Source organism: Pseudomonas guariconensis, from assembly GCF_900102675.1.
Taxonomy (GTDB): domain Bacteria; phylum Pseudomonadota; class Gammaproteobacteria; order Pseudomonadales; family Pseudomonadaceae; genus Aquipseudomonas; species Aquipseudomonas guariconensis.
Genome location: NZ_FMYX01000022.1, coordinates 1 through 13390 on the forward strand (window position 1 = coordinate 1; position 13390 = coordinate 13390).

The 13390-nt window shown below is 47.5% G+C and carries 13 protein-coding genes and 2 pseudogenes; 11 read left to right on the forward strand and 4 right to left on the reverse strand.

Annotated features, from left to right (window positions below; genetic code table 11):
- From BLS27_RS23720 to BLS27_RS23365, 8 genes and pseudogenes are all read left to right on the forward strand, one after another.
- A pseudogene (locus BLS27_RS23720) lies at positions 1–105 on the forward strand (LysR family transcriptional regulator); the annotation flags it as partial.
- A 178-nt stretch (positions 106–283) separates the two neighbouring features.
- Positions 284–534, forward strand: a pseudogene (locus tag BLS27_RS24025) (hypothetical protein); the annotation flags it as partial.
- Between the two features lie 361 nt (positions 535–895).
- Complete coding sequence (locus BLS27_RS24355; protein ID WP_090346950.1) at positions 896–1153, forward strand: DUF2116 family Zn-ribbon domain-containing protein; 258 nt, start codon at positions 896–898, stop codon at positions 1151–1153.
- Positions 1154–1175: 22 nt separating this feature from the next.
- The gene (locus BLS27_RS23725) at positions 1176–1358 is read left to right on the forward strand and encodes a hypothetical protein (RefSeq protein ID WP_139205775.1); all 183 of its coding nucleotides are present in this window, start codon (positions 1176–1178) and stop codon (positions 1356–1358) included.
- A 4-nt stretch (positions 1359–1362) separates the two neighbouring features.
- Positions 1363–1899 carry a hypothetical protein gene (locus BLS27_RS23730; protein WP_139205776.1) on the forward strand — a complete coding sequence of 179 codons (537 nt, stop codon included), beginning with the start codon at positions 1363–1365 and terminating at the stop codon, positions 1897–1899.
- On the forward strand, positions 1896–2192 hold the full coding sequence (locus tag BLS27_RS23355; protein WP_090346951.1) for a hypothetical protein: 297 nt from the start codon (positions 1896–1898) through the stop codon (positions 2190–2192). The genes BLS27_RS23730 and BLS27_RS23355 overlap by 4 nt, the downstream gene beginning before the upstream one ends.
- 339 nt (positions 2193–2531) lie before the next feature.
- Positions 2532–3983, forward strand: coding sequence for a helix-turn-helix domain-containing protein (locus tag BLS27_RS23360; RefSeq protein ID WP_090346952.1), 1452 nt, complete (start codon positions 2532–2534; stop codon positions 3981–3983).
- Between the two features lie 961 nt (positions 3984–4944).
- Positions 4945–5499, forward strand: a complete 555-nt coding sequence (locus BLS27_RS23365) for a tyrosine-type recombinase/integrase (RefSeq protein WP_090346953.1) — start codon at positions 4945–4947, stop codon at positions 5497–5499.
- A 280-nt stretch (positions 5500–5779) separates the two neighbouring features.
- Here the strand turns inward: BLS27_RS23365 and BLS27_RS23735 are convergent, their stop codons facing one another.
- Together BLS27_RS23735 and BLS27_RS23740 are read right to left on the reverse strand one after the other, a co-directional pair.
- Entirely contained in the window at positions 5780–6235 is a 456-nt protein-coding gene (locus BLS27_RS23735) for a hypothetical protein (RefSeq protein WP_139205777.1), read from the reverse strand.
- A 74-nt stretch (positions 6236–6309) separates the two neighbouring features.
- Positions 6310–6687, reverse strand: a complete 378-nt coding sequence (locus tag BLS27_RS23740) for a hypothetical protein (protein ID WP_139205778.1) — start codon at positions 6685–6687, stop codon at positions 6310–6312.
- Between the two features lie 255 nt (positions 6688–6942).
- Between BLS27_RS23740 and BLS27_RS23370 the strand changes: the two genes are divergently transcribed.
- From BLS27_RS23370 to BLS27_RS23380, 3 genes are all read left to right on the forward strand, one after another.
- Complete coding sequence (locus tag BLS27_RS23370; protein ID WP_244155266.1) at positions 6943–7098, forward strand: helix-turn-helix domain-containing protein; 156 nt, start codon at positions 6943–6945, stop codon at positions 7096–7098.
- A 274-nt stretch (positions 7099–7372) separates the two neighbouring features.
- Complete coding sequence (locus BLS27_RS23375; protein WP_090346955.1) at positions 7373–8812, forward strand: AAA family ATPase; 1440 nt, start codon at positions 7373–7375, stop codon at positions 8810–8812.
- Positions 8813–8814: 2 nt separating this feature from the next.
- Complete coding sequence (locus tag BLS27_RS23380; RefSeq protein ID WP_090346956.1) at positions 8815–9732, forward strand: DUF4435 domain-containing protein; 918 nt, start codon at positions 8815–8817, stop codon at positions 9730–9732.
- Between the two features lie 366 nt (positions 9733–10098).
- On the opposite strand, the gene BLS27_RS23385 is transcribed toward BLS27_RS23380, so the two are convergent.
- Positions 10099–11508 (reverse strand): hypothetical protein, encoded by a 1410-nt coding sequence (locus BLS27_RS23385; protein WP_139205779.1) that lies wholly within the window; start codon positions 11506–11508, stop codon positions 10099–10101.
- 389 nt (positions 11509–11897) lie between these two features.
- Positions 11898–13247 (reverse strand): tyrosine-type recombinase/integrase, encoded by a 1350-nt coding sequence (locus BLS27_RS23390; protein ID WP_244155265.1) that lies wholly within the window; start codon positions 13245–13247, stop codon positions 11898–11900.
- Between the last annotated feature and the right edge of the window lie 143 nt (positions 13248–13390).

Consider the following 13390-nt stretch of genomic DNA (forward strand, 5'->3'; position numbering starts at 1 on the left):
TTGAAGCGCATCACCTTGCTGTGGGACTACATTCGCGATGTGACCGAGGCCAACGCGCCGTTGCTGATGGGCAACAGCCGGGAGATGAAGTTCGCCGGTGGGTGAATCGACAATGAGTAAGGGTGCCTCATCCTACCGATGCTAAAGGCTCCCTAGCAACGATTTGTGACAGGGGTTGTGACACGCCTGCCCGTGGGCATAACAGCGAACCACCTCCGGAGCCAGCTCCCGCTCGGCCTAGGCTCGCTACAACTCGTTTGAAGAATCAAAGTCACGTGCGGGGAAGCTGGGCATCGCGGACTCACGAAAGACGTTCCACAGCTTCCGCTACACGCTGATTGATGACCTGTGGAAGCCGGGATACAGGACTCGCTGATCAAGAGGATCGCAGGATATGAGGACGGAGCAGTAACTTTTAGCATCTACGGCAGCCGCAGCCCACTCAAAGCAATGTTTGAAGCCATTACGGAGATAGAGATAGGGCACTCAAACTTGACAACTACTCCGACTATCACACGACTCAACCGCAAGTAGAGAGCATCAACTCTAAGAGCATGAAAAAGCATTGACAAAGTTGTGTCATGCATGCCACGGATATTGACAAAATGAACTTTTCTCGCTATAATTCATATATAAGCAATTTGAACTTCTTACACTCATTTCGATACTATCCACACTGCCATCCTAGGCGATTACGCAGCGCAGACAGTGGCTCAGTAGATATTTTACTTCACTCATTGAGCTAGCCCAGTTCAGCTACACCCGCACCATAAACTCCCCTTCTGTGAAAGCCCCAGTTACCAACGAATGATCTGATGGTGCATCTGCACCACAGTATCGCTTGCTAATTAGGGGCTTCTTCACGCCCAACACAAACTAAAACTAGGTATCAAAAATGAAATCATATATTGAATGGCGGCATTGTGTCGTCTGCAATTCTGCAATTAATCCTACCAGCCGCTCTCATCGAAAAACCTGCTCCCAGTCTTGCCGAAGCAAGCTATCGAGAGCTAGCAAAAAAGCTGGCTTACTGGTGCAACTTCGCTTGCCGGTCCTCCAGTACACCAACCTTGTTATAGCGGCCCTATCAACTGGTAAGCGCTTAGGCGAATACATCTGCGATGCACTGCCCAACCCGAACAAGAAACCATAAACAGCACCATGGAGTTACAGCAATGACTATCAACGCAGAAACATTCGTACGCGGCTTGCGAAATGCAACCGCCAAACGAAAGTCGACTGTTCGTACGCAAACAGTGAACGACAACGATGTAAAGACAAATGAAGAAGCAGCAGAAGCGTACCGTGCCAATATACTTGCTTTGATTCTGAACCACATCCAAAAAACCAAGGAGTAAATCAATGGGTAACAAGATAAGCAAAACAACTATTTCCGGCACACCTCCTCAATGGTCTGACGACCAGTTCAATCACAGGCTTCGTGTGCGGCTGCACGCATATGGGAACACCAGAGAATCAACTGTTATCGTATCCCATCCACTTGAGCATGACTGGCTAAAGTTGGTCGCAGAGAAAGTGCAAGAAGGTTACACGCTTGACCGTCGCTGGCCGATTACACATGCCGAACTTACGCATGCTGTACCAATGATTAAACCGCAATCGGTACAGGACGAAGAAAAAGAGGCATTGAAAGTTCAGGTCAAAGAGGACTACGTTGCTTACTTGCAAGCATCTTGTAATGAGTACAAAGCACAGCTGACACGACAGTTACTGGAAGCAGCAGAAGAAAGGGATCGACGTAAAGCTCAGGAAGCTGCTGACAAACGCCGTCGAGAAGCAGAGCGCGAAGCTGCTGAGTGTTTTGGTGAGCTTGTAGTGCCTGATGGCTTCCCTGAGCAGAAGCCAGCTTTGCTTAGTCTATCGGTAAGCGCGGAATGAAGTTCCTCGCTTTACATTGGCCATCGAATTCGATCCATACCGGGTATGAGAATGTCACTGCTGATGAGCAATTGGTGATCAAGCATCGCTACAAAGGTAGCCAATGGCACCTAGTGCAGGTGTGTGATGTGATCTTTGAGAAATACCACAAGCTCCATGTCGAGCATGACAGTGTGTCAGTCAATCAATTGGTGAGAGTTAGCAAAGCTTTCCTGTCTGCTGTGAAACAGCTTAAGCCTGCTGTTCGTCGCTCCCACTGGGAGCAAGCTCGTAGCCGCCACATGTGGCTGTGAGCGTCTGCGAGCCTATTAAAGAAGACTTAGCGCTATACTAACCCAATCCCCCATGGCAGCATGCCGTAAACAGCTGTAGCCGCTCTCTATGAGGGGCCAAGGGAGCAAATCAAACAATAGTTGACAGACTCACTCGTTATTGACTTGAACTAAATCTTCGTGTATAATCCGCCCCCTAAATTGTGACCCGCCAACCCTCCACGCGACCAGCCCTGAACCCAAGGGATGCCTCGCAGGGGGATTCGTCGTGCCTGTGATTTGAACAGTTGCACCACCACACTGAAACGGCACCGCCCAAGAGGAAATGCCAATGAACTGAACTGAAAAGGAGAATGACAAATGCACCACAGCTACATCTATACCGCCGTTGCTCAGCCCGGAGCAGGCAAGACACAGAAGCTACTCGATTCCCTCATCGACGCATACAAGGCTACTGGTCGTCTAGACCCCACCATCATTGCATTACCGACACTAGTCCTCATAGACGACATTGCGGATCGCATCAAGAACCTTGGAGTACCGTTCACAACCATCGATCATCGAATGGGTGACCTTGTTGTTCCCAAGTTGGAACAGGCTCTATTTAGCAAACAAGACCATTTGGTCATCTGTACTCAAGAGTCGATTCGACGGATCACCCCATCACTATTGACAGGCTGGGTGCTGGTTGTTGATGAGCTACCGGCAGTAGTTGGTTATCGCGACTATTCACTGCCCCCACTCGAACTGAAGCGTGTATTCGATTACGTGGATGAAAGAGACGGCCAACTGTGGATCACTCATGGAATGGAAAAACTGGTTAGGAAGCAAGTAGCCACCAATCACGCCGACATGATTGGCAAATCACACTCCACTCTTAGCAAGTCAGCAACCCATATATTCCAAATGCTATTGAGCAAGGTGGATGTATTTATCGACCAGCCTCAATCCAATGGAAATCGACACGTTAGAGCTGTTGAAGAGCACACCGAGTGGTGGAGCATCATGTCATCAGCAGATGAGGCGCACGTACTGGCCGCAAACATTGAAGGTACAGAGTTTGAGATTTTTGCTGAGGTGCATGGACTCACACTCAAGACCTCTAGGTTCCAGCCTGAAGCTACTGAATACAAGAGCCATGTCACTATATATCCACTGACACCCGCGGGCGAGATATTTAGCAAGCAAAGAATGCTGCATATGCATAATGGGCAGCGAGCTATCGATTTGGTTCTACAAGCTGCACTGGATCACACCAGGACCAAACATTACAAGACAAAGCCATTATTGCTGGCTAATAACTGGGCATGCCTTCGAAGCGCAATTGGTGTCCAATGGGTTGATAAAGATTGCCGCGGCCTGAATAACTACGATCAACATACTGACGTGATTTTGTTATTTGGTGGCAATCCAAGTCCATCCGATCAAAAGGGGCTGGACTATTTGTTAAGCAAATATGGCAGGGACTTCAAATCAGCTTTTCTGACCAGCCGGTTGCTGGAACCCAGTCTACAGGCTGTCACACGCACCGCTGTACGCCGCATAGACAATACTGACCATGTACATCTGTACGTACAAGATGGCCGCGTGGTGGACTATTTGCTGAACACCTACCTAGGCCATGCGGTCGTCGATTGGTCATTGTCTGACTGTCTTCCTAAGGCGGTTGACGGTCGTCAGATTGATCCATCCACCAAGGCTGAAGTGCTCAGACTAGTTAATCAGGGTGTTAGTATCAGCAATATCGCCATTCTTACTAAGATCAGTAGGCCGACTATCAGCAAATGGAAAAACCAAGCTCTAGCAGCTTGATAGCAAAAACGGACTTGACACCTGTAAACTATCTCTAAGAAGCCTTCTAGGGATGCTTTACAGCTCAAGCCTATTTGTTCATGACAGACAGCTCGGTCATGATTAATAAGAACTATGCCCTCTGTGGAGATGCTCCTCACAGGATAGGCTTTATTCAGGGTGGTCACCCTGAATAGCTGTGCGGGGAGTAGTTGAAAGACAGATGGGAGAAACCCATCAGAAACCCCAACACATGAAAGTTCTGTGTACAAACACAGAGTGGCTGACATTCCTGTGCTACAGCACAGAAGAAGATCAAGAGCTGGTCAGGCTTCGCTACTCTGCCCTGCTGAAAAGCATTCGCACTCCGTGCTCACTGCGGACACTGGCATGTATAGGTATGTGATCGCACTCGCACGTAGTGCAGTTGTATGTCTATGTGCATTGCACATGTTAATACGCTCACTTTTGTGTGTTACATACACGATTAACAGGTGGTGGCGATGTGCTCATACTCCACATCTCAAGCAGGGAGAAACGAGCGATTAGGCTACACCTTTGATTCTGCTTGGTGCCGATTGCTTACGTGCCAAGCACAACCTCCTTTCTCGCCAATCAATTTTGATCTATCTACGCTTTAGTCATTTCCTGATCAAATCATAGACGCAAGTAGACCTGAAAGCTCCTACAAAGCGATTGCAGATGCTTTCTCATGAGTTTATGAGTAGATATAGACAAGAAGGGAAAGCACCACCTATGCGAACAGGGGAGCTCTCTGCTCAAGACGCGGATGCTATACCGGGTCCGGATCAGTAGGAGGAAGGGTGTCTGTCAAGCGCTGGCGATGATCGCAAGCTGACCACCCCTAATTTACAGAATATAATTCTGTAAATTAGCTAACCCGCGAAAACACTGGACCAACCACCATAGCCCATGCTCTAATTAACAAATCAAGGCGTAATCACACGGAATGTTAACTAGAATGAACACTGTCGAAGCGGTGAAGACGCAAGCTGAGGCTGAAATGATCAGCCGCAAACTGACCCGGAATGCAAAAGGGAACACTCTGTACGCAGACATTTGGCGGTTCGGCGTGAACACTGCCCTTCGCATTAGTGACCTGCTGAGCATCACCTTCGGGGAGGTTCAAGGTAGTCGCCTGATCATCAAGGAGAGTAAGACAGGTAAGACCCGTAACATCGACCTGAACGCTCCAGCAAAGGCCATCATCGAACGGCGTAGAGCGGAACACCCCAAGCATACCTATCTATTTGAAGTTGATAGCAACCGAGCAAAGGGCAAGCCTGTAAGCCGCGTGGCAGTAGCGAATGCCTTCAAAGCCGTAGGAGACGAAATGAGCCTACAACTGGGCACACACTCCATGCGCAAGACACGCGGTTGGCTGATGTATAGTGCCGGTACGTCCATTGAGTTAATCTGCAAGACATTGAATCATAGTAGTCCCGCCGTCACCATGGCGTACATCGGCATCACTCAAGCCGAGGTTGATGCCACCTATCACCAGTTTATGTTTTAAGGCTCAGTCTTCAAGCCAAGGGGATACGGCGCCGTTCAGCATAGCTAATACCCTGATACCAATTTTAATCAAACGCCCCGCATTGAGCTTAATGAGAGCTTTAGCTGGGCGTTGTCATATGTGGTATCAGCCATGTAGGGATTTCATGGAACCTTGGCGTACCCGCGTCGTTTTCATGAGGTACTGCTGAGCAGTCCAGCTCGACCGCTGGGAATTTCGGACTCTGGAATATTCCCAGTGGACTTGAAAGCCAAACCTGAAATTAAGAAGGGGGATGGGTTTATTCTCTATTAACAGTTAATGCTGGATGCTGTTCATCAACACAAAACTTATTCCAATAAACCACCTCAAATCCAGAAAGCATATTCACCTCTCGCGCCTGAGCAGTCTCCCTAGGATTTTCAATCTCCACTGTATAAGTGTCGAATGTACCAAGCTGTTCGTTCGAGACGCTTCTAGAAGCAAAGCGCATATTCCCAGCATAGCCACCGAAACTGTTCTTTCCATCAACAAAGCCACAAATAGATATTTCCGTTTGGCCTTCTATTTTCTTTTCCACAACAAATGAAGATCGGATAACCATGGAGTCTGGATCTTTCATCCTAGCGCGAAGGGTCTTCTCAACATCATCCCTAGCCCAACCGACGGGACCAATCATTTTGTTTCTGACAAAAGCTCCCGCCATCACGATCACAGGAATTAGTAGAATTATTACGACCCACTTAACAGTCTTCATATTAATCCATGCATCCTATATTATTCCTTGATACCAACCTTCTTTTTAAGCACATGAATAACCCTCCAGAATAGTTAGTTCCCTTGTGCATCCATACACTTCTGATACTGGGCTTCTGCGAATTCTTGAGCCACTAGATCTATTTGGTTTTGATCGACAAGCTCTACTAAGTAGGCGTCGTTAATCAGCATGTATTGACGCAGACGACTATTAACGTTAGCCATATGACGATCTACCATATTTTTCAGTTCGTGTTTAGGTGTGGGTAATTGACGCATTTCCATCGTACTATAAGCGTTGGAGCGCAATGCATCACAAAGGGCTACTACCGCTTCAGATTCCGATTGAGCCCCCTTACTTTGATTGACGTACAAACCCAACGCAATCGGTACTACCCCGGCACCTAACATGACTTTCTTTGATACCGCTTTCAGCTGAGCGTCAAATTTCATATTAATTTTTATCCAAATCGTCACATCGTCGAATGCAGCTGGGAGGCACCCAACCTGACTGGTAGCGTACTGCCCCCCCTGATCACGATGGTGCCACACCTTTCCAGTTTTTCACAATATATTGTGAAGACTTGACCGCCCTCCAAAGCCGACAGTCCGCTCTCCAGCAGAAGGGGTTACGGTTTGGACGCAGGGGTAGCATTCGGTAAAGTCTTACGCGAGCGGCGCAAGCTTGCTGGTCTTACGCAGGAGCAATTGGCGCTCGAAGCCGATATCCAACGGAACTATGTCAGTCTCATCGAACGAGGCGTGAACCAGCCGACGATCACCGTCATCTTCAAGCTGGCCACTGCCTTGAAGTGTCAGCCATCCGTCCTTATTGCCGAAGTCGAAGCTCATTTAGACAGCTGATCGTCCTCGCATCTGGGGGCGTTGCGCTGAGGGACTCTACATACGCTCAGCCTTACTTCGTAGCATTTTTTGAATCACCTCCTTTCTATAGCTAGTTAACAGGTATTAACCTGAAGAGCGCCTGCCACCTACACAATGTACGCCCCCATGAGCTCGCCATTAGTAATCCGCCCCGAGCCAATGGGAACAACCTAGCTTAAAGTACAGTTTTCGCCTATAGTGTAAATTTGAGATAACCTGACTCTATAACGCATCGGTTACAGGAAGTTTTCACATGCCTAAGCTCTCCGCCATAGAACACTCGCCCCCACTAATTGAACTCTTCGAAGTTAACGGATTAAATGGATTCAAAAACCTTCGACTAGAAACGCCCACATGTGTTCGTATAGTTGTCGCCGAAAACGGTACGGGAAAGACAACATTACTCAACATGTTATACGCAATACTATCCAAGCGATTCTCGAAGCTTTTCCCAATAAAATTTGACTCACTAACAATACAATTTTCTGGATATGAACCATTTCACCTAAATAGGACAGACGTATTTCGTTCCGAAGTCAAGCCCTCGTCATCTTCAGCCCTTTCTGAAATTTATTCATATGGAGTTTCAGAAAGCGAGTTCAACCAATTCGCAGCCGAAGCTCCAATAGAGTACGATTCAGATTACGTGCGAGACAGCGCTATTTTTCAAACCATATATAGACATGGTCCGCACGATGTGAGCGATACGCTCATGCTCATAAGAAAAGCAATGCCCTCTGTGGAAGGTTCCAAACAGCTAAGTAATTTCATCACCTATATTACAAGAGCCCTCGGACCTATAGAAGTTCTTTACCTACCTACTTTCCGACGGATTGAGGTAGAAGATAGTCGTTTCAAGAAGCGCGCTCGCCATGAGCGTAACCCATTCGCTTCCGACGATCTATTCGGAACCAACAAAGACGAGCCCGACGATGATAATCTCATCTGGTTCGGGATGGGGGATGTTGAAGCGCAGCTTGAACTCATTAGGGAAAGAATTAGGTCTGAAACATTTTCGGCTTACTCGCGCCTAAGTGTTCAGTCGTTAGAGGATTTATTATCGCCGGTAAACAAACATCCCGATCCAATACCGCAAAATAACGAAATTTTGCTATCTCAGCTACGTTTGGTTTTAGCGCGAATCGGCCAAGCGGATACGAAATCTGGCGCCAAGATTTGGGAATTGATCGGCAATGGCAAAATCAATGATCCCGAATACGATAATCTCCGCACCTACCTATTCCAAATGCTGGAAATTTACACATCAACTCAAAAGGACGAGCAGTCCATTGAGGGCTTCGTCAAAGTTATAAACAATTATTGGAACAAGTCTGCCCAAGAAACGAATACTCAGGTGGAAAAGTCCTTTATATTCGACAAAACCAACCTCGGCATTGATATCAAAACCCCTTACTCCCCGACCCCATTGAGCCTTGGGAACTTATCGTCAGGCGAAAAACAAATCGTTTCTGTTTTCGCAAAACTTCACCTACAAAAAGACAGACAGTTTATAGTTTTGATTGACGAGCCGGAACTGTCGCTATCCATGACGTGGCAACAACTATTTTTGCCGGATATCCTTGAGTCGCCAAGCTGCGCTCAGCTTATAGCCATCACGCACTCGCCTTTTGTATTCGAGAATATGCTCGATAGTTATGCTCAGCCACTTTTTGTGACATATAACAAGGTGTGACTATGTCTCTAAACTCTATGCGAGCTGCAAGATCTACGGCAAGTGTAGCTCTAATTCGGTATGCCACTGTCCGAGGCAAGAACCCTGATAGGTTGATCTGTGTTTTTGAAGGTCTTGAAGATCAGCCCTACTACGAAACAGCTTTTCATCGCACGCTTGGGCACGCTGACTTTGCACCACTGATTGCAAAAGGCAAAGATCAAGTGTTAGAGCTTAGGTCAATCTTACAGAAACAAGAGCCTTTCGATCAGAGCATTCGATTCTTTGTAGACAGGGACTTCGACTACCTTAAAGAACATAATGGGGGTGATGATATTTATGTTACTGAAGGCTACTCTATCGAAAACCACTTAGTTTCAAAGTCCATCCTGCTTTCTCTGCTTGGCTCAGAATACAAGTGCACGGCGGATGGCGACTTTGAAGCACTCGAAAAGTCCGACAAACTTTTCGATGAGTTATTGGAATCGTTTTTTAGAATTATGCGACCAGTAAATCTTGCCATTTACCATGCAAGAAAGAATGGCCTCAAGCTGAAAAATATTGAAGATCGAGTAACTGAGTATATTTCCTTATCACTGACAGAAGTCGTTAAGACGGAAAACGATATTTTTCAGCTCATTGGCTGGCCCGAAGGTGAATCCCAAGACACATCTAGTGCAGAGGAAACATTCTCTAACATTGATCCCTTAATGGGATGGAGAGGGAAATTCATATTCGCCTTATTTATTAAAATGTTACACCTACTAAAGAATGATCGCACATCGGAGAGACCTAATATATTTCAAAAAAAGACGGGAGTACGCTTTGACCCGAGCGGAGAAGTTGTGCGCTCTTTCGCTTCGATAGCAGCAATTCCGCAATCATTGTCGCATTTTATTCACTCATGCGGATTGCCAACCCGCACCGCAGTAGTATCTTAAGGCACTCCCACTTGAAGTTTTTTGGCAAACATCCTTAAGCGCGATCCAGAAAAGGATCACAGGCATTCTGTTAGGCCGACCACTTGTTCTAGGGAATTAACCAGAAAATGACCCAAGTCTTTTGTTTGCGGGCTTGGGTTTTTCATGGCTGTTCTCTAGCGGAATCGCCAGAGCGAGGTTCAATCAAAATTCAGGACAATGTTATACTCGCCTACCGACCTTCGATATTGACGCTGATGCCACACCCTCAGCGATTAAGCTCCTGCGGGAATGTTTTAGATCTGTCACCAGCGGAGATATTGCAAGAGCGCCTGAAAGGGGTGCGCGCTAGTTGCAAGCAAAGAGAAAGCGGCACCGCTGCATCAGCTATTCTTTAAGTTTACTTGCACTGGGCTTCAGCTGCCCATCTATATACAACAGCGATATATTTGAACCAGCAATAGCCGAATGAATTTCATTCATACTATCAACTTGCTTTTGAGTCATCCCAAGGTCGAGTATCAAGTAAATTGCCTTTCGAGACTTCTCCGACTTCATATACTCCGGAAGCTGACGAACTATACCATTCTTTATATGTGAGTTATCCGACTTCTTGATCTCTACAAGCACGCTATTTTCATTATTAGAACCAAACTTAAAATCGACCGGCCCACGACCGGAGTTTGATTCTCGCGCAAGCATAATTTTATTAGCCTCACAATAAGCCTCAGCAACACCGTAAAATGCCAACTGGATAGCAGTCTCATTTTTAACCTTTGATTTACTGTCATAGAACAGAGTGTTCAATCCATTATTCTCAACAAGCTGCTTGAACTTATCACATATGACCATGACGAGAGCATAGACCTCATCAAGCGTGGGATGGGTGCTAAGTGAAAGAGCAAGTGGGTGCTCTGATACGGCCTCTACGCTGCGGCGATACCAAGCGTACTCTCCTTTTTTGTCCTCATCAAAATCATAAGGCTTGACGTCCTTTGAAGTATATTGATCTACGAGATCATCAATCAAATCCGGATATTTAAGGACCAATTTTTTTAGGTCTTCTTTTTTCATATTTGCAAGGGCGCGCCAGCTGTTCCCCACCAAAGCATTTAGAGCCTCTCTAACTTCGGAACTACTGACACCGACCTCATCCGAACCATTCCAATCAAACGCAGAAGGCAGATCTCGCAACAACTCCTTTGGCACAAGCAGTATTGGCTCTTTTGTAAAGGGGTTACGCGGCAACCCTGTACGCTTATCAAGGGCGCCATCCCAACCTTTCGGTAATATTTTCTTGTAAATATTCCTCGAATAATTAAGGATATCTTCTTGAATTACATTTGCTGTCATATCACTAATACGATCAGGACCAAAGTTTCCTTCAAACAAGCCTACAAGCTCGAAAAGCTCCGGGTCATTCTTGCCAGCATCGATTATCAATTTTGCAGTATCGAGAATCCTATCCCGAAGCCCCTTCCCGATACCACTGCCGGCAGTGCCACCAGAAGAGTAGCCGATGCATAAACCGCGAACTTCATGCCAGCTCATTTTAGAGGCAGCCGAATTCCAGAATGGGTCATGTTTCTTATTGCTTGTTTGAAGTAACTTCCCAATTGCCAAAAATCTTGCCTGCAAATCTGCGTAACTGGTCGCGAATTCTGGTGCCTTGCAGTGTTTTAACAAAAGAGGGTCAATAAAAAGACGTGTATCGTAATCGAGAATCGGATCAAAGACTCCAAGCGACTCCAACGTCTTGCCGGGAATTCCGAGGTATTTTGATAATGACGTTGGCATGACAATCCCTGCGCACACAAAATGAGGTTAAAATGCCATCATACACTGCTACCCTCAATCGTTGAAAGCCATAAAGCGCCCGCTGTGTCGCTAGATAGAATTATGAATACTCAGAAGGAGCGCGCGACGAGACGAATCCACATATAATGAGCTAAGCACCGAAATGCCGTGGGCCACCCGAGCAGAGGGAGATAGGATGCTCAGCGCTGCACCACTCAGATGTGCCTAGGCACTGTTACACTTCGGTATTGGTCGAAGAAAGTACTTTAAAATTAAGTAGTTACAAAAATCGAGGCGGCTCTACCAGCTACCTCCGATATACTACCCGCATAGCAATGGCAAATAACCGGTCCTCCTCGACTTCGCTCGTTTCTCAAATTGCCTACAAGTCATCGGATCCCGGTATTAAACAGCTCTTTCAGTAGCTGTGCGATGGTCTGAACTGGAACCCCAGAACCATAAGTGTCAAACGTTATCGTGCCTGAGGCATGTCCCAGGACAGCCTGAGCATGGGTGGTCGGAACCCCTTTGGCTTGCATCAAGGACGCCAGCGAGTGGCGCAGTGAGTGGAAAACAAAACCACGTTTGTACGAGTCAGCGAGAGCAGCAGGGATAGCTTGCTGATTGACCCACTCGCCAGACGATCTGTAATCAATCGATGCCAATGATATGGCTCCGTTGCGACGGCACGTATCGACGTACCTCAAGAATGCCGCAAGCTCGAAGCCGTAGGCACCGTCAGTAAGTGGCACTAGTCGCTCACTCTGCTTGTTCTTTATTGACTTCCCCTCGCCTCTCTCATTTATGTGGATCGCAACGACCCCCGAGTCCATAGTCAATACATCGCTTGTGGTCAGCTGGCATATCTCCCTCAGCCGCCCACCTGTGATGATGCCGAGACTGAGCAGCCAACGTTTCCAAGAGGTTTCAGGAAGACTATTCGCATAGTCCATTAGCTTACTCACTTGCGGTTGGGAGAACGCCTTACGGGTCGATTCAACGCCCTTTGTTAGCTTCAGCTTCTTATCGTAAGTCCTGCTCAAGTACCCGTTTTCGACGGCCCATGCGAATACAGCCGAAAGCTTCACAATTAGTTTGTTCACCGTTGAAGGCATCCGACCTTCCGACAAGCGCCCTCGGAATGCCACAAGGTCTTCACGGGAATGGTTTCTCAGATCCAGTCCATCCAGATGCTCGGCGATGACCTTGTGGCATAGCTTCGTCTCCTTCAAGGTCGTTGGTTTCTGCTCCCCACCACGATCAGTCATGTAAAGCCGAGAGAGAACATCGAAGGTCAGCGGGGTAGATACTGGCTCTGTTGCCGCACTCGTCCCCTCGCTATGCGGTGCCAAAACCGCAGAAGGGATAGCGCCAACGTTCCGGTACATGTCACCCCAATGGCGTAATGGGTGGCCGTCGTCAGCAGACATCAGCGTACTGCTCACCAACGTCAGCAGATGCTCCCGCAAATCGTTCCACGAGGCATCCGGGTGACCCAGGTGGAACTCCTGAAGTAACGACGTAATACAACCAGATGCCTGCATTGCCCACCTACGATCAGTGGTCTTCAGAGAGATAGACACCGCCCTGTTCACGCTGCCAGTCACGCGAAGGCGTAGGTAGTAGATGCCGTGGCGTCGGTAGTGGTAAGGACTGGCCAACCGGCAATTTGGCCTCAAGGGAATCGTGCGGGTTGTGACGCCACTTGTAACAGGGTGGCTCTGTAGGATGACGCTCATGATGGCTAACCCCTTGAATCTATTGGATTAACCCTTTCCCTCTTTGTCGTTCTGGATGTACTGCCGGGAGGACCTGCGCAAGTTGAAGCGCATCACCTTGCTGTGGGACTACATTCGCGATGTGACCGAGGCCAACGCGCCGT